Origin of the sequence: Streptomyces sp. NRRL WC-3742 (assembly GCF_000720635.1) — a bacterium.
Classification (GTDB): Bacteria; Actinomycetota; Actinomycetes; order Streptomycetales; family Streptomycetaceae; genus Kitasatospora.
This window is the reverse complement of the sequence record NZ_JOCF01000020.1, coordinates 76,971-92,651: the sequence shown is the minus strand read 5'-3', so window position 1 is coordinate 92,651 and position 15,681 is coordinate 76,971. Positions and strand designations below refer to the sequence as shown.

The 15,681-nt window shown below is 73.1% G+C and carries 14 protein-coding genes and 1 pseudogene; 1 reads left to right on the top strand and 14 read right to left on the bottom strand.

Features of this window, described 5'->3' with window-relative positions; genetic code table 11:
• Positions 1-403: Imm63 family immunity protein (locus tag IH61_RS0113845; RefSeq protein WP_031069336.1), on the bottom strand; the 403-nt coding region annotated here is incomplete at its 3' end.
• A 47-nt stretch (positions 404-450) separates the two neighbouring features.
• Here IH61_RS0113845 and IH61_RS0113840 point away from each other — a divergent pair.
• Entirely contained in the window at positions 451-1,113 is a 663-nt protein-coding gene (locus tag IH61_RS0113840; RefSeq protein ID WP_051836989.1) for a phosphatase PAP2 family protein, read from the top strand.
• Here IH61_RS0113840 and IH61_RS0113835 read toward each other — a convergent pair.
• The 13 genes and pseudogenes from IH61_RS0113835 to IH61_RS0113775 form a co-directional block, all read right to left on the bottom strand.
• Entirely contained in the window at positions 1,085-2,410 is a 1,326-nt protein-coding gene (locus IH61_RS0113835; RefSeq protein WP_031069333.1) for a glutamate-1-semialdehyde 2,1-aminomutase, read from the bottom strand. The genes IH61_RS0113840 and IH61_RS0113835 overlap by 29 nt on opposite strands.
• Positions 2,411-2,414: 4 nt before the next feature.
• On the bottom strand, positions 2,415-3,011 hold the full coding sequence (rfbC, locus tag IH61_RS0113830) for a dTDP-4-dehydrorhamnose 3,5-epimerase (protein ID WP_078911077.1): 597 nt from the start codon (positions 3,009-3,011) through the stop codon (positions 2,415-2,417).
• On the bottom strand, positions 3,008-4,204 hold the full coding sequence (locus IH61_RS0113825; RefSeq protein WP_031069330.1) for a polysaccharide pyruvyl transferase family protein: 1,197 nt from the start codon (positions 4,202-4,204) through the stop codon (positions 3,008-3,010). Before IH61_RS0113825 ends, rfbC begins: the two co-directional genes overlap by 4 nt.
• Positions 4,201-5,148 carry a glycosyltransferase family 2 protein gene (locus IH61_RS0113820; RefSeq protein ID WP_031069329.1) on the bottom strand — a complete coding sequence of 316 codons (948 nt, stop codon included), beginning with the start codon at positions 5,146-5,148 and terminating at the stop codon, positions 4,201-4,203. The genes IH61_RS0113825 and IH61_RS0113820 overlap by 4 nt, the downstream gene beginning before the upstream one ends.
• Positions 5,149-5,155: 7 nt before the next feature.
• Positions 5,156-6,460: a membrane protein gene (locus tag IH61_RS0113815; RefSeq protein WP_031069328.1), complete on the bottom strand. Its 1,305-nt coding sequence runs from the start codon at positions 6,458-6,460 to the stop codon at positions 5,156-5,158.
• 5 nt (positions 6,461-6,465) lie between these two features.
• Positions 6,466-7,749 carry a DUF4910 domain-containing protein gene (locus IH61_RS0113810; RefSeq protein ID WP_031069326.1) on the bottom strand — a complete coding sequence of 428 codons (1,284 nt, stop codon included), beginning with the start codon at positions 7,747-7,749 and terminating at the stop codon, positions 6,466-6,468.
• Positions 7,737-8,762, bottom strand: a complete 1,026-nt coding sequence (locus tag IH61_RS0113805) for an NAD-dependent epimerase/dehydratase family protein (protein ID WP_031069324.1) — start codon at positions 8,760-8,762, stop codon at positions 7,737-7,739. Before IH61_RS0113805 ends, IH61_RS0113810 begins: the two co-directional genes overlap by 13 nt.
• A 72-nt stretch (positions 8,763-8,834) precedes the next feature.
• Positions 8,835-9,473 (bottom strand): annotated as a pseudogene (locus tag IH61_RS0113800) (PIG-L deacetylase family protein); the annotation flags it as partial.
• On the bottom strand, positions 9,470-10,273 hold the full coding sequence (locus tag IH61_RS0113795; protein WP_031069322.1) for a glucose-1-phosphate cytidylyltransferase: 804 nt from the start codon (positions 10,271-10,273) through the stop codon (positions 9,470-9,472). The gene IH61_RS0113795 and the pseudogene IH61_RS0113800, both read right to left, overlap by 4 nt.
• Positions 10,270-11,505 (bottom strand): class I SAM-dependent methyltransferase, encoded by a 1,236-nt coding sequence (locus tag IH61_RS0113790; RefSeq protein ID WP_031069320.1) that lies wholly within the window; start codon positions 11,503-11,505, stop codon positions 10,270-10,272. The genes IH61_RS0113795 and IH61_RS0113790 overlap by 4 nt, the downstream gene beginning before the upstream one ends.
• Positions 11,502-12,779 (bottom strand): glycosyltransferase, encoded by a 1,278-nt coding sequence (locus tag IH61_RS0113785; protein ID WP_031069318.1) that lies wholly within the window; start codon positions 12,777-12,779, stop codon positions 11,502-11,504. The genes IH61_RS0113790 and IH61_RS0113785 overlap by 4 nt, the downstream gene beginning before the upstream one ends.
• A gap of 1 nt (position 12,780) precedes the next feature.
• Positions 12,781-14,073: a hypothetical protein gene (locus IH61_RS0113780; RefSeq protein ID WP_051836987.1), complete on the bottom strand. Its 1,293-nt coding sequence runs from the start codon at positions 14,071-14,073 to the stop codon at positions 12,781-12,783.
• A gap of 1 nt (position 14,074) precedes the next feature.
• The gene (locus IH61_RS0113775) at positions 14,075-15,640 is read right to left on the bottom strand and encodes a right-handed parallel beta-helix repeat-containing protein (RefSeq protein ID WP_031069315.1); all 1,566 of its coding nucleotides are present in this window, start codon (positions 15,638-15,640) and stop codon (positions 14,075-14,077) included.
• Positions 15,641-15,681: the final 41 nt, after the last annotated feature.

Genomic DNA, 15,681 nt, shown 5'->3' with positions numbered 1-15,681 from the left:
GGTCGGGGAGGGGGATGTGGTGTTCGGTGCGGAGGCGGGCGGCCCAGTGGGGGTGGAGGGCGTGGAGGAGGGAGAGTTGGCGGGCGAGTTTGCGGGTGGGGTAGTCGCCGGGTTCTTCGGGATGGTTGGTGGCCCAGAAGTGGGCGGCGTGGGCGGTGGCGGCTTCGAAGGCCCAGTAGAGGAGTTCGTCGGGGTCGCGGGTGGAGCGTTCGGAGACCAGCTCGCCGCGTTCGAAGTAGCGCTGGTGGAGGGTGCCGTCGGGGTCGACGAACATGGCGGGGGTGGCGCCCTCGAGGAAGGTGAAGTTGGGGGTCTGGTAGGGGGTCAGCCTGATGAGGGCGCTCAGGCGGGTGATCTCGGCTTCCAGGGATGCCTGTAGTGGGCTGCGCTCGTCCGTGCTCATGGCGGCATTATCGTCAATGTGACGTGAAATGGGAATCCGGGCCCGCCATGAGTTTGAATAGTCCCCAACGGCGAGGAATGGGGCGGGCGTTGGAGCGGTGGCGGGGACGGCTCGGGGTGGGCGCGGGGGTCGTGGTGGTCCTGCTCGGGTTCTGGTTCGCGGGCAAGGGGCAGCCGGGGCCGGTGGACGGGAGGCTCGGGCAGGAGCTGTACGGGCTGCGCTCGCCGTGGCGGGACTTCGCGCACGCCATGGACTGGCTGGGGGAGCCCGTCGGATCGACCCTGCTGGTCGCGGCCGTGGTGGCGGGCTGCCTGGTGCTGCGGCAGCCCCGGGCGGCGGCGGTGGTCGTGGGTAGCGTCGCCCTGGCCGTGGGCACGGCGACGGTGCTCAAGCACGTGGTCGGGCGCACCATCCACGGCGAGCAGAACCTGTCCTACCCGAGCGGGCACACGGCGTTCTTCACCGCGCTCGCCCTCGCCGTGGCGATGGCGGTCACACGCGGCAGGGGCGGCAGTGGGCTGGGTACGGCCGCAGCGCTGGCGGCCGGGGCCGTCATGGGCTGGGCGCAGGTGGTGCTGGGCGCGCACTACCCGACCGACGCCCTCGGCGGCTGGTGCACCGCGCTGGCGGCGGTACCGGCCACCGCCTGGCTGGTCGGTCGGGTAGCGGAGAAGAGAGACCTCAGGCGCGGCGGCGGAAGACCGGCTTGACCGGGCGGCCGCCCAGCCAGGGGGTGGGGTCGCCGGCGTCCAGGGCTTTGCGGTAGACGGCGCAGGCGGCGGCCACCGCGTCGACGGTCTGCGCGATGTCGTCGTCCGTCAGGGCGCTGCTCACCACGAACGACGGGGCGAGCACCCCGCCCGCCAGCAGCCGGCGCAGGAACAGGGTGCGGTACTCCTGCGAGGGCTGCCCGTGCTCGTCCAGGGTCGCGAAGACCAGGTTGCTGGCCCGGCCCCGGACCGCCACGTGCTCGCCGGTGCCCATCCCGGCCGATGCCTCCCGGACGCCCGCCGCGAGTTGCTCGCCGAGGGCGTGCAGCCGGGCGCTGATGCCCTCCTCGACGTAGGTGGTCTGCACGGCCATCGCGGCGGCCAGGGCGTGGGTCTCCGCGCCGTGGGTGGTGGAGAGCAGGAACACCCGGTCCTCGGGGTGGCGCAGTCCGCCGCGTTCCATCAGGTCGCGGCGCCCGGCGAGGGCGGAGACGGCGAAGCCGTTGCCCAGCGCCTTGCCGAAGGTGGAGAGGTCGGGGACGACGCCGTACAGGCCCTGGGCGCCGGCCTCGGACCAGCGCAGGCCCGTGATCATCTCGTCGAAGATCAGCACGCAGCCGTGCCGGTCGGCGAGTTCACGCAGGCCCGCGAGGTAGCCGGGGGCGGGTTCGGCGTGGCCGGCGGGTTCGAGGACCAGGCAGGCGATCTCGCCCCGGTGGTGGGTGAGCAGTTCCTCGGTGGCGGCCAGGTCCCCGTAGGGGAAGGACACGGTGAGGTCGGTGATCGCGGCGGGGATGCCGGCGTCCATGGGGGTGGTGCCGATGAACCAGTCGTCGGTGGAGAAGAACGGGTGGTCGGCGCAGATCGCCACCCGGGGGCGGCCGGTGGCGGCGCGGGCGAGGCGTACGGCGGCGGTGGTGACGTCGGAGCCGTTCTTGGCGAACTTCACCATCTCGGCGGTGGGCACGGTGGCCAGGAACCGTTCCGCGGCCTCGAGTTCGAGGATGGACGGCCGGGCGAAGTTGCTGCCCCGGTCGAGTTCGTGCCGTACGGCCTCGGTGACCCGCGGGTGGGCGTGGCCGAGGCTGACCGAGCGCAGGCCGGAGCCGTACTCGACGTAGCGGTTGCCGTCGACGTCCCACACGTGGGCGCCGCGGCCGTGGCTGATGACCGGGGCGAGGTTCTCCGGGTACTGGTCGTCGCCCTTGGCGTAGGTGTGCGCGCCGCCGGGGACCAGGGCGTGCAGCCGCTCGTTCGCGGCCCGGGACCTGGGCAGCTGGAAGTCGTCAACGTCCATGGGTTCAGCTCTCCTCGGGTGCCGGAGCCGGAGCCGGAGCCGGAGCCAGGGCCGGAACCAGGGCCAGGGCCAGGGCCTCGGCGAGGCTCGGTGCCTTCCGGTCCCGCTCGGACATCGATACGGGCGGCAGCGGCCAGGGGACGGCGAGCTCCGGGTCGTCGAAGGCGATGGTCACGTCCTCGCTCGGGTCGTGCGGGCGGTCGATCCGGTACGAGACGTCGGCGTCGGTCAGCGCCTGGAAGCCGTGCGCGCAGCCCGCCGGGATGTAGACGCTGGCCTGGGTCTCGCCGGAGAGCGCGAAGGTGGCCACGTTGCGGTAGGTCGGGGAGTCGGGGCGCAGGTCGACGACCACGTCGAAGACCTCCCCGTGGGAGCAGCGCACCAGCTTGGCCTCGCCGGCGCCGGAGCGCAGGTGCAGGCCCCGCAGCACGCCCTTCACCGAGCGGGAGACGCTGTGCTGGACGAAGGAGTTCGGGTCGATGCCCACGGAGCGCAGCACCTCGGCGTCGAAGGTGCGGCAGAAGAAGCCGCGCTCGTCGGCGTACGGCGTCGGCTCGAACAGGTAGGCGCCGGCGATCGCCGGGACTTCGGTCACCTTCATGAGGGTTCCTTCGGGAAGAGGGCCGCGGTCAGGGCGGTGAACTGCTGGTCGAGGCGCCGTACGGCGGCCTCGTTGTGCTCGGCGAGGGTCTGCCGCAGTTCGGCCGCGTTCTTCTCCAACTCGCGGAACTGCTCGGTCAGTCGGTCGGCGTCGACCTCGCGGGCCGGATGGCAATACGTGTCCAGGCCCATCGCGGTCATCAGGGCGTCGCTCTTGGCCGCGTAGCTGAGGGAGAGTGTCGGGACGCCGGCCTTCAGGGCGCAGACCAGGTTGTGGTACCTGGTCGCCACCACGGCGTCGGCGGCGGCGGCCTCCGCCATCAGCTCGGCCAGCAAGGCCGCAGGGGAGGCGGTGACCAGCGGGGAGTCGACCGCCTCGAGGATGGCGGTGACCACGGCGGCGTCCGCCCCGTCGCCGGTGAGCAGCCGCACCGGCCGCCCGGCCTCGACGAGGGTGCGCACGAAGCGGGTCGTCCCCTCGACGTAGCGGCGGTGGATCCGCTCCGCCTCGGCGCGGTCGTCGTTGCCGCCGTGGAAGTCCATGACGCCCACGCAGACCCGCCCGTCCCGGGCCTCGACGGCGGGCGGCGCGGGCAGCGAGAAGGCGAGGTCGGGGTGGACGGCGTCCCGGGAGACGTCCACGCCCATCTCCCGCATGGCCTCGCGGGACAGCTCGTCCCGGTAGGAGCGGTACGCGGCCAGGCGCGCCGAGCGGCGCACCAGGGCCCGTACGGCGCGGTCGCGGATCGGGGCGGCGCCGACGCCGACCAGCGCCACCTTGGTGCCGAGGAGCCGCCCGGAGGCGCAGAGCAGGAACAGCGCGTACGGGAAGCCCCAGGGCCGCAGCGGCAGGGTGGCTTCGAGGACGCCCATGCCGGGAACGATCACCACGTCGTGCCGACGCACCCAGGCGGCGGTGCGCGCCACGTCGACGAGCTTGCCCGCTCCCTTGCCGAGGACCGAGCCGAGGCGCGAGGCGGTGCGGTACTCCCCGCGGTACCAGTGCAGCCGGGTGGCGGGGATGCGGTAGCGGGCGGTGACGGCCTCGGGGCCGCCGCACAGCGCGTCCACCACCGCGTCCGGGTGCGCGGCGCGCAGGTAGCCGAGGACGGCCTCCAGCGAGCCGTCGTTGCCGAGGTTGCCGGAGCCGAGCAGGCCGAACACCCCCACGCGCACCGGGCGCCCGGAGGTCACGACCGCCTCCCCTCGCGCCCGGCCACCAGGTCGTCCACGGAGACGGCGACCTCGGGGGGCACGACCGGGGCGCGGTCCTCGACCCGCTCGCCGGCGCCCGGGTGACGGCGGCTGGTCAGCCAGGCGCCCAGGGCGCGGTAGCACTCGCGCCGGTCCTGCGGGGACAGCGGTGCCCGCCGGATCGCCTCGACGAAGCCCCAGACGTACTCGACGAGGAGACGGGGCGTCGGGTGCAGCAGGCCCGCGCGGCGCGGGTCCAGGTTGACGCAGCGGGAGCGCTTGGAGGGGTTGGCCCGCTCGGCGCGGGTGGGGTGGTCGCGGCGGAAGTACAGCAGTTCGGGCACCTGGTGGAAGGGGCCGTGCAGGGTGATCTCGGCGACGAAGGTGCGGTCGGCGTGGTGGTAGCTGTCGTGCGGCTTGACGCGGCGCAGCACGTCGGCGCGCATCACGCCGTAGAAGTCGTCGCCGCCGGGCTCGAACAGCAGGCTGCGAAAGCGCACGGGGGCGGACGGGGAGTCGGTGGCGAGCCCGTACTCGTAGGGCACCTTGACCTTGCCGGTCTCGTCGATGACGGCCTGGTCGGAGTGGGCGAGGACGACGTCCGGCCGCTCGTCGAGGGCCTCCACGCAGCGCAGCAGCAAGTCCCGGGCGTACAGGTCGTCGTGGGAGGCCCACTTGAACAGCTCGCCCCGGCACTGGGTGAACACGTAGTTGTGGTTCGGCGCGGCGCCGATGTTGCGGGACAGCCGCAGGTAGCGGATGCGCGAGTCCTTCGCGGCGTAGTCGCGGCAGATGTCCTCGGTGGTGTCGGTCGAGGCGTTGTCGGAGATGACCAGCTCGAAGTCCGCGTAGGTCTGGCCGAGCAGGGCGTCGAGGGACTCGGCGAGGTACTCCTCGCCGTTGTAGACGGGCAGCCCGATGCTCAACCGGGGAACGGCGGTCATTGCGTCCTCACTTCGGGGGTGTCTTCGGATTGCTGAGGTGCTCGCGCAGGGCGGCCCGCAGGTGCAGCCACCACAGGGCCGCGCCGCAGGCCGTGGCAGTGGCGACGCCCCAGGCGGAGCCGACGGTGCCGGCGAGGGCGGCGCCGCCGAGGCCCCCGCCCAGGTAGCAGGCGGAGGCGAAGAGCTGGCAGCGCAGGCTGCGCCGGGCGGCGGCGAGGGCGCGCAGGCCGGCCGCGGCGCCGCTGCCCAGGCCCGCGCCCGCGACACCGAGGGTGGCGGGCAGGATCAGCCGGGAGGCGTCGTGCCAGACGTCGCCGAGGACCGCCTCGCCGAGCCGGTCGGGCATCAGCAGCAGCGCCGATCCCCAGAGCAGGGCGGCGCCGGCCTGCCCGCCGCCCAGCAGGAAGCAGAACCGGCCGAGCCGCTCGGGCGACTGCCGCAGGACCCGGGCCGCCTCCGCGACGGTGACCAGGGACAGGCCCATCAGCAGGGCGAGGAAGGGCCCCTGCAGGAGTTCGGCGCCCCGCACGGCGCCCACCGCGGCGACCCCGACGATGGCGCCGAGGCCGTACGCCCGCAGCTGGCCGGCGCCGCTGAGGCTGACGTTCTCCACCAGGTACCGGCTGCCGAGGTCGCGCTGCTCGCGCAGCCAGCCGCGGGCTTCGGTGAGCCGGGGCCGGATGCCGGACTGGAGGAAGCCGTACCCGGCGGCGGCCAGGGCGGCGGCGCCCCAGGCCAGGATGAACGCGGCCACGGTGCCGAAGCGCGCCGCGACGAGCATGGCGGGGACGAGCGAGACGCCCTGCACCAGGTCGTTGAAGAACGCCTTCCGGCCGCTCCCGGCGGCGAAGAAGGCGAACCGCCGGGAGTCCTGCAGCAGCAGGCAGGGCAGGGCGACGCCGAGGCAGGAGAACGCCGTCCCCACCTCGCCGCCCAGGCCCAGCCCGACCAGCACGCACACGGCGCCCAGGGTGGTGCCGACGGCGAGCGCGGCGCCGGAGGAGCGGCCCGCCGCCGTACGCCACGCGGCCTCCGGCACGCCGCTGAAGCGCACCATCAGCGGGTCGGTGGCCACGCCCCGGGAGACGTTGAGCACGACGCCGTAGGTGAGCCAGGCGAGGCTGAACACGCCGAAGGCGTCCACGCCCAGCTCGCGGGCGACGTAGATGCCCACCGCGAAGTTGATCATGCTGGAGACCGCCTGGTCGGCCAGCCCCCAGGACAGCCGGCCGAGGACGCCGCCCCGCTTGGCGGGCGGGGCCGCGTCCGGCTCCCCGGCCGGTGCGGCCGTCCTCTCCTCCTCGGTGGTCACCGGCCTCACGCCTTGATCAGCCCGGCGCCCAGGAGGGCGTCGGCCGCGGCGGCCACGGTGTCGAAGGGCAGCCCGGAGCGCTCGCTGACGTCCAGCAGGCTCTTCGTGCCGTCGGACATGCTCAGCACCCAGAGCACGGCCATCTGCGCCTCCTTGGCGTCGCTGCGCCCGCCCAGCGAGTCGTACAGCCCGCGCCGGCCCAACTGCGGCTCGCCGTACGGGCTGAGGTTGACGTAGCTGCGGTTGCGGTCGAGGACGGCGAACGCCTCGCGGCAGACCGCGAGGGTGTCCTCCATCGCCTCGGGCTTCACGAAGGCCAGGTCGTCCCCCGAGGTGTGGTACTCGGGGTACTCGGCGTACGGGGTCCGGCAGAGCGAGCCGACGCCCAGGTCGAACCCGGGGGAGCAGTACTGCCGCTCGTCGTAGCCGTACGGGGTGAACTCCCTGATCTCGTGCGGCCGTTCGGAGGTGGACAGGACGTGGGCCAGGACCCGGTCGATCTCCGCGTCCCCGCGCCGGCTCTGCTTGTACGTCAGCTGCCCGGAGTCCCCGGCGCAGGCCAGCACCAGCCCGTGCTTCACCCGGTCCACCCGCTCCCGGTTGCGGGCCAGCCAGGTGATCGCCCCGATGGTGCCGGGGGCGAAGACGAACCGGTAGGTGTACCAGGGGTCGCGCTGCGCCAACTCCCGTGCCAGGAACACCGCCACCGCGACGCCCGCCATGTTGTCGTTGGCGAGCGCGGGATGGCAGACGTGGCAGGAGACGATCACCTCCTCGGCGACCCGGCCGGGCACCACGTGCTCGGCGTAGGTGAGGTGGCCGTCGGCGAGGGTGGAGTCGATCCGCACCTCGTAGTCGCCCTCGGGCAGGGCGTCCAGGGTCTCCTGGGCCAGGCAGAAGCCCCACTCCGGCTTGTAGTAGCTGGTGCGGTACGGGATCAGCGCGGGCTGGTCCGGCAGGGTGAACAGGTGCGGGCGCAGCTCGGCGAGGGGCATGGTCGCCGCCACCGGCACGCTGTAGCCGAGCACGTGCAGGGCGGAGGCGGCGAGGTCGACCACCCGGCGGCCGGAGGCGTCGGCGACGTACGCGTCGCGGATGTTCCACTCCTGCGGCACCGTCCAGTCCAGCACCGGGGTGCCGGTGGGGACTTCGTGCACCTGGAGCGGGAGGTACTCGCCGACGATGTCCAGGGTGGCGCGCACGCCGTCCCCGGTGATGCTCCGGCAGAGCGGGTACAGCCGCTCCACCAGGGCGTGCATGGACTCCCCTAGGGTCGTCACCGGCGCCACCGGAGGGTGTCGTCGACGGTGCCGGCCTCGGTGGCGGCGCGCAGCACGGCCAGCCGGGTGAAGCTCCGCTCGAAGCTCTCCCTGGTCAGGCCGAACTTCCGGTAGGCGTCGGCGAGTTCGAGGGCGCCTCGCTTGACCGTCCACTCGCAGTCGAAGCCGGGGATCGCGGCCCGGAAGCGGGAGAAGTCCACCCGGTAGGAGCGCGGGTCGGCGCCGGCCTCGCCGGTGATGCGCACCGTCGAGCCCTCCACCGCCTCGGCGACCTGCCCGGCGATCTCCGCCACCGTCACGTTGTTGACCTCGCTGCCGATGTTGAACGCCCGGTCGTGCACGGCCTCCTTGGGCGCGACCAGCGCGGCCGCGAAGGCCCGGGCGATGTCGGCGGCGTGCACCAGCGGACGCCACGGGGTGCCGTCGGAGAGGACCAGCACCTCGCCGGAGAGCAGGGCGTGGCCGACCAGGTTGTTCAGCACGATGTCGGCGCGCAGCCGGGGCGAGTAGCCGAAGGCGGTGGCGTTGCGCATGTACACCGGGGTGAAGTCGGAGTCGGCCAGCTCGTGCAGGTCGTCCTCGACACGCACCTTGGACTCCGCGTACGGCGTCACCGGCCGCAGCGGCGCGTCCTCGCCGACCAGCTCGTCGCCGCCCGCGGCGCCGTAGACCGAGCAGGTGGAGGCGTACAGGAAGCGCTCCACCCCGGCCTCGCGGGCGAGGCAGGCCAGCTTCACCGAGGCGTGGTGGTTGATGTCGTAGGTGAGGTCGGGGGCCAGCGAGCCCAGCGGGTCGTTGGACAGGGCGGCCAGGTGGATGACGGCGTCCACCCCGGCGACGTCCTCGGCGGTGACGTCGCGCAGGTCGACCCGGCGCCCGGGCGGGTCGGCGGGCGTGGGGCCGAGGACGTGGTCCGCGAACAGGCCGGAGTCCAGCCCGACGACCTCGTGTCCGGCCTCGGCGAGGACGGGGGCCATCACGGTGCCCAGGTAGCCCTGGTGTCCGGTCAGCAGTACGCGCAAGGGTCAGCCCTCCAGGGCGGGAGTCGCGGGGTCGGGCGTGGCGGGGTCGGGCGTGGCGGGGGTAGGCGTCGCGAGGTTGAGCGTCACTTTGGTGGCGGCGAACGCCTCGGCGTAGCGCGCGTGGCACTCGATGCCGCGGATGCGCGCCAGCCCGAGGAACGCCTCCCGGTCGTACCAGGGGCGGTGGCGCTGGGAGGCGTAGTGCTCCTGGAGCAGCCGCACCTTCCGTTCGGCGATCTCGGTGGTCAGCGGCTGGTACGCGGTGGGGCGGCCGAGGTCGGCGTCCCACTTGACGATCTCGTAGCCGAGGACCAGGTGGTCGCGGAAGGCGGTGGTCATCAGCTTCGCCAGGCCGCGGTGGTCCTGGTGGGCGTCCTCGGTGCGCGGGGCGAGGACGAGGTCGGGGTCGGTCCGCTCGCGCAGTTCCTCCACCGCAGCCTTGGCCTCGTCCCAGTGCGCCGGCATCCGCCCGTCGGGCAGCTTGAGGACGGTCAGGCGCAGGTCGGCGCCGGGGCAGAAGGCGGCGAGCGCGGCCCGCTCCTCCTGCTCCCGTTCGCCGCCCCCGCCGGAGAGCACCAGCGCGTCGACCCGCAGCCCGGGACGCGCCAGGCACATCGTCAGCAGGGTGCCGCCGGCGCCGATGGCGATGTCGTCGCAGTGGGCGCCCACCGCCACGACGCTGCCCAGCCCGGGGGCTCCGAGGCGGATCACGCCGTCCTCAGGCCGGAGCCGGCGCCGTCCTTCTCCCACACGGCCCAGGGGCGCTCGCCCCGGGCGTAGGCGTTGTCCAGGGCGGCGCGCTCCTTGACGGTGTCGGTCGGCTTCCAGAAGCCGCGGTGCTGGTGGGCGACCAGCCGGCCCTGCTTGGCCAGGCCCGCGCAGCCGTCGGCGACCAGGTCCCCGTTCTCCGGGATGTGGTCGAAGACCTCCTGGCGCAGCACGAAGTAGCCGCCGTTCTCCCACAGCGGCATGTCGCTGACGGCGGTGATCCCGCCCACCAGGTTGTCCTCGCCCAGCTCCACGCAGTGGAAGGAGGACTGCGGCGGCACCACCATCATCGAGGCCCCGGCGTCGCGCCGGGAGAACTTCTCGATCATCTCCGGCAACGGCGCGTCGGTGAGCACGTCGGCGTAGTTGGCGAGGAACATCTCGTCCCCGTCCAGGTGGTGGCGCACCCGGCGCAGCCGCTCGCCGATCGGCGACTCGATGCCGGTCTGGGCGAAGGTGATCGTCCAGGAGGAGATGTCGGTGGACAGGAGCTCGGGCTTGCCGCCCCGCAGCACGAAGTCGTTGGACGCCGTCTCCTCGTAGTTGAGGAAGAAGTCCTTGATGTGCCGGGCGCCGTAGCCCAGGCACAGGATGAACTCGGTGTGCCCGAAGTACGCGTAGTAGCGCATCACGTGCCAGATCAGCGGCCGGGGGCCGACCATCGCCATCGGCTTGGGCACGTCGTCGGAGGCTCCGCTGCGCATGCGCAGCCCGTAACCGCCGCAGAACAGGACGACCTTCACGATCCCACCTCGACAATGCTCAGCTCCGGGATGGGGAAGACCAGGCGGCCGCCCCACTCGTTCACGAACGACAACTGCTCGATCAGCTCGGCCCGCAGGTTCCACGGGAGGACCAGGACGTAGTCCGGCTTGTCCTTGCTGATCTGCTCGGGCGCCAGGATCGGGATGCGGGTACCCGGGGTGAAGCGGCCGTGCTTGTACGGGTTGCGGTCCACGGTGTACGGCAGCAGGTCGGCCCGGATGCCGCAGTGGTTGAGCAGGGTGTTGCCCTTGCCGGGGGCGCCGTAGCCGACGACCGTCTCGCCGCGCTCGGCCGCCTCGACCAGGAACCGCAGCAGGTCCCGGCGGACCTTGGCGACCCGGGCGGAGAACTCGGTGTACCCGGACAGCTCGCGCAGGCCCGCGGCCTTCTCCCGGTCCAGCACGTCGCCGACCCGCTGCGTCGGCTCGCCGGCCACCTCGGAGGGCCGCGCCCACAGGCGGATGGAGCCGCCGTGCGTGGGCACCAACTCCACGTCCACCAGGGCGAGTCCGCCGCTGGCCAGGGCCTGGATGGCGGAGGCCACCGTGTAGTACTGGAAGTGCTCGTGGTAGATCGTGTCGTACTGGTTCTCCTCGATCAGGGTCAGCAGGTGCTGCACCTCGATGGAGACCCAGCCGTCGTCGGCCACCAGGGCGCGCAGCCCCTGGGTGAAGCCCACCACGTCGGGGATGTGCGCGTACACGTTGTTGGCGACGACCAGGCTCGCCGGGCCGTGCTCGGCGCGCACCGCCGCGCCCGTCTCCGGGGACAGGAACTCGGTGAGGGTGGGCACGCCCGCCTCGCGGGCCGCGGCGCCGACGTTGACGGACGGCTCGATGCCCAGGCAGCGGATGCCGCGCCCGACCACGTGCTGGAGCAGGTACCCGTCGTTGCTCGCCACCTCGACCACGAAGGAGTCCTGGCCCAGGCCCAGGCGCTCCACGGCCCCGTCGACGAAGGTGCGGGCGTGCTCCACCCAGGACGTCGAGAAGGAGGAGAAGTACGCGTACTCCTTGAACGTCTCCTCCGGCGTGATCAGCGGCGGGATCTGCGCCAGCCAGCAGTCCGTGCACACCCGCAGGTGCAGCGGGTACGTCGTCTCCGGCAGGTCCAGCTGCTCGGCGGAGAGGAAGCTCTCGCACGGCGGGGTCGCCCCCAGGTCGACGACGCTCCCCAACGCCGTCGATCCGCACAGTCGGCAACGTGTCATGGTGTGGTGCCCCCATTCCTGCCCGGGCGGTCGCCCCGCCGCGGGCCAGCGTTTCCATCCGTCACCGGCGGCGCGCCGTCCGCGCCGCCGGACCGGCCCGCGATCGCGGACCGGTACCCCTCCACGAGGCGCTCCAGGCCGACGGCGGGGCTGAACCCCTGCTCGTAACGGCTCCGGGCCGCCAAGCCCATCTCCTTGTTGCGGCCGGCCTCCGCCGCGATCCGGCGCAGGCCCCCCGCGAGCGAGGAGGCGTCGTTCGGCCGGTGCAGCAGCCCGGTCACGCCGTCCTCGACGAGTTCGACGAAGGCGCCGTGACCGGCGGCCACGACCGGGACCCCGGCCGCCATCGCCTCCACGACCACCAGACCGAACGCCTCCAGCCAGGTCGACGGCGCCACCACGGCCACCGAGCGCGCGATCGCCGCCCGGCACTGCTCGGTGTCGTACAGGCCCACGGCGCGCACGTCGCCGCGGCCCGCGGCCCAGGCGGTGACCTCCTGCTCCAGGGGCCCCGTCCCGGCGATCACCAGCGGAACGCCCACCCCGCCGGCGGCGGTGAGCTCGTCCCAGGCCGCCATCAGCAGCCGCACGCCCTTGGCCTCCGCCAGCCGGCCGAGGTAGAGCACGTGCTCGCCCCCGCCCTCGCGGAGGATCCCCGGGTCCGGCACGAAGTTGTGCTTCACCGCGAGCCGTTCGGCCGGCATCCCGGCCCGCGCCAGGACGTCGCGCTGAGCCGCCGAGATGCAGAAGAACCGCTCCACCCCGGACCACCAGCGCCGCCGGTTCACCGCCAGGCTCACCGCCAGCGGCACCGTCGCCAGACTCGAGTTCCGGTAGCAGCCGTGCTTCACCGCCGGCAGCGGCGAGCCGCCCACGCACTCGGTGCACGGCCGCCCGTCGCGCTGCAGCGTGCCCGGCGGGCAGACCTGGGTGTAGTTGTGCAGCGTGGCCACCACCGGCACCCCCGCGTCCGCGCAGGCCGCCAGCACCGACGGCGACAGCAGCGGGAACACGTTGTGCACGTGCACCACGTCCGGGCGCTCGGCCCGCAGCCTCGCCGCCAGCTCCGTCCGCACCGCCGGGTTCCACGGCACGAGCAGCGGCACCGCCACCTTGCCCGGCAGCGAGCGCCCGGCGATGGTGTCGCTGCGCCGCTCGAACAGCTCCACCCGGTGGCCGCCCTCGCGCAGCAGGGCCACCTCCTGGTCGACCACCTTGTTCTCTCCGCTCGGCTGCGCCGAGGAGTAGCGGTTGTGCACCACGAGGACGTGCATCTCAGCTCGCCTCCGATCTCTGGGCTCGTCGCGGTCCGCGTTGGCGGGGGATCCTCGGTACTGGCAGGGGAGCGGCCGGGTCGGCCAGAGGGGTCGGCGCGGGCACCAGCAGCGAGGCGGCCACCGTCAGGTGCAGCAGGTACGGCGAGGCGTCGCCGAGGCCCGCCTCGGTGTACGAGGCGATCGCGCAGTAGCTGATCAGGTAGATCGCGCAGGCCCGCGCCAGCGACGGCGGCCGCAGCAGGGCGACCCCGCCCAGCGCCAGGAACACCGCCGCGACGATGCCGACCCCCGCCAGGCCCTGCTCGTTGAACACCGCCAGCCAGCTGTTGTCGATCGGCAGGCCCCCGAAGGACTTGTCGCCCAGGCCGAAGCCCAGCCACTCCTCCAGTGGTGTGCGCGGCGCCGCCAGCAGCGCGTCCCACACCTTCGCCCGGCCCGTCAGGTTGGAGAAGTTCTCCTGGCTCTGGCCGCGCAGGAACCACGCCTGCAGCAGCGAGCTCAGCCCCACCGCGGCCACCACCGCGATCACCACCGCCCAGCTGAAGAACCGCCGGGCGGCGGCGCTGGTCAGCAGCAGCGAGCCGATCGCCAGCAGCAGCCCGACGATCATGCCGAGGGTGGCCGTGCGGGTGTGGGTCAGCGCGAGCAGCACGAGGGAGGGCACGATGATCGTCGCCGCGCTGCGCCCCGTCGTGCGCCCGTCCAGCAGGAGCAGCACGGTCAGCCCGATGATCACCGCCGCGTACTGCCCGATCTGAGGCGGGGTCAGCGGCCACAACGCGCCCACCAGCCGCCCGCCGTACAGCTCGGGCATGGCCGCGCCGGGGGAGGCGACCAGGCCGGCCGCCACCGAGGCGAGCACCACGAAGTACATCCGGATGTGGAAGCGCACGAACGTCGGTCCGCCGTCCCACCAGCGGGAGAGCAGCCACAGGGTGCCCACGAACAGCGACAGCCGGAAGCAGCGGAACAGCGAGCCGAAGCCGGTGCCCATGTGCACGCTGGCGACCACGCTCAGCACCAGCATCAGGGTCAGCAGGAACAGGAAGGCACTGGCCCGCAGCCTGATCCGCAGGTTCAGCAGCAGCGCCAGCACGAACGCCGAGACCAGCGCGCCCATGGTGGCCATCTGGATGAGGGAGCGGGGCAGAGGGATGATCGTCTTCGCGCCGGCGGAGCCGAGGGTGTTGAGGATCAGCAGGCCCCAGATCAGCTCGACGGTCCTCGGCGGGCCGGTGACCGGCGCGGGGTTCTGTGCGGTCTTCTGTGTTGTCCCGGTGTTCTGTGCCATCTCACCCACCCGCCGTCGGCTGGAGGGTGCTGCCCGCGTCCTGCTGGTAGGGCGCGCCCTGCCACTGCCCGAAGTCGAGGGTGCGGCTCGGGTCGTGGGCGACGAAGGTCCAGGGCCCGACGTAGGTGTTCCGCTGCCAGCGGTTGTCCTGCGAGCGGGTGATCGCCTCGGCCACCAGCTCGCCCTTGTACGGCGACCAGTCCGGGTAGGTGCCGTAGTTGGCCAGCACGCCCATCCGGCCGCAGCCCGTGGTGCAGCCGACGACGGACGGGTCCAGCGAGAAGCGGTTGTCGTGGATGTCCACCCGCTGGGTCTTCCACCGGCAGTCCGCGTACAGCGCCCCGGCGGCGATGGACGGCTGGGCGCAGCGCGCCGCCTCCTTCACCAGCAGGGTGCAGTCCCCGGAGGAGGTGTTGGCCGGGCTGTTGCAGAACCGGTCGGCGTTCTCCCACAGGGTGATGCCCGACCAGTTGTCCTCCAGGACGTTGTGGTCGATCTCGATCCGGTCCGTCCGGGCGGGAACCCGCGGCTCGCCGCCGGACTCGGACAGGTAGACGGTCGCGTACGGGAAGGAGTCGCCGCGGTCGGCGGCCCGGCGGCCGTCGACCCAGTTGTTGCGCCGGATGGTGTTGTTGCGGATGACGGCGTTGTAGCTGGTCTCGTAGATCAGGGCGGCGCCGTCGTTGGACTCCAGCACGTTGCCCTCGATGCGGAAGTCGTTGTCGTTGGTGTCCGCCCACAGCCCGGGCCCGCGGTTGTCGTGCACCCAGTTGCCGAGTACGTCGGCGCGGTTGACGGCCCAGAACTTGGCGCCGCCGGTGCAGCCGCAGCCGGGCTGGCGCTTCTCCCACTGGTCGGTGTCGTTGCCGGTGATCTCGTTGCCCTCGACGAGCAGGTCGCTCAGCGGCCCGCCGGACTTGTAGGCGTTCAGGCCCAACTGGCCGTTGTCGCGCAGGCAGTTGGCGCGTACCTTCTGCCGGGCGCCGGCCATCAGCCCGGCGCCGGAGTTGTTCTGGACGACGGAGTGCTCGATCACCCAGCCGTCGGCGGAGTCGTGGTTGACCACGCCCTCGTTCTGGGGCGCGACGAAGCCCTGGACGGTGAGGTACCGGAGGGTGACGTCGGGGGCGGAGCCGCCGAAGGCGTACTGGTTGGTCCGGTGGCCGTCGAGGACGGCGCCCGGCGCGCCGAGGTAGGTGTCGCCCTCCTTGGGGACGACCTGGGCGTACCGGTCGGCTTCGAGGGTGTGGGTGCCGGGCTTGAGCCAGAAGGTGGTGTGCGGGGGGCTGGCCTTGGTCTTCGCCGTGAGGTCCCCGGTCACCGCCGGGTCGACGGGGACCGCGCCGTCCGGAGGAGTGGCCGGCCCGGCCTGCGGCCCGGCGCACACCCGGGCGACGGCCGTCGCCGGGGAGGGCGTGGCGGGCCCGGGGGCGGGCACGGCCGTCGACCGCGAGGACGGAGCCGTCGGCTCCGACGGGGCCCCCGACCCGCTGGAGCACCCGGTCGCCGCCAGCAGGGCCAGCACCAGCCCCGCCGACGCCCCCCATAGCCGCCTTGTCGTTCCCAACCCCGTGGCCCTCCCTAGCCGTTGAAAAGCGCTGCCCCGAA

What these genes read in the sequence shown, in the direction of transcription:
- IH61_RS0113840 (WP_051836989.1), top strand. Translation starts at nt 451, where the DNA reads ATGAGTTTGAATAGTCCCCAACGGCGAGGAATGGGGCGGGCGTTGGAG.
- IH61_RS0113785 (WP_031069318.1), bottom strand. Translation starts at nt 12,779, where the DNA reads ATGCACGTCCTCGTGGTGCACAACCGCTACTCCTCGGCGCAGCCGAGC.
- IH61_RS0113835 (WP_031069333.1), bottom strand. Translation starts at nt 2,410, where the DNA reads ATGGACGTTGACGACTTCCAGCTGCCCAGGTCCCGGGCCGCGAACGAG.
- IH61_RS0113820 (WP_031069329.1), bottom strand. Translation starts at nt 5,148, where the DNA reads ATGACCGCCGTTCCCCGGTTGAGCATCGGGCTGCCCGTCTACAACGGC.
- rfbC (WP_078911077.1), bottom strand. Translation starts at nt 3,011, where the DNA reads ATGAAGGTGACCGAAGTCCCGGCGATCGCCGGCGCCTACCTGTTCGAG.
- IH61_RS0113780 (WP_051836987.1), bottom strand. Translation starts at nt 14,073, where the DNA reads ATGGCACAGAACACCGGGACAACACAGAAGACCGCACAGAACCCCGCG.
- IH61_RS0113790 (WP_031069320.1), bottom strand. Translation starts at nt 11,505, where the DNA reads ATGACACGTTGCCGACTGTGCGGATCGACGGCGTTGGGGAGCGTCGTC.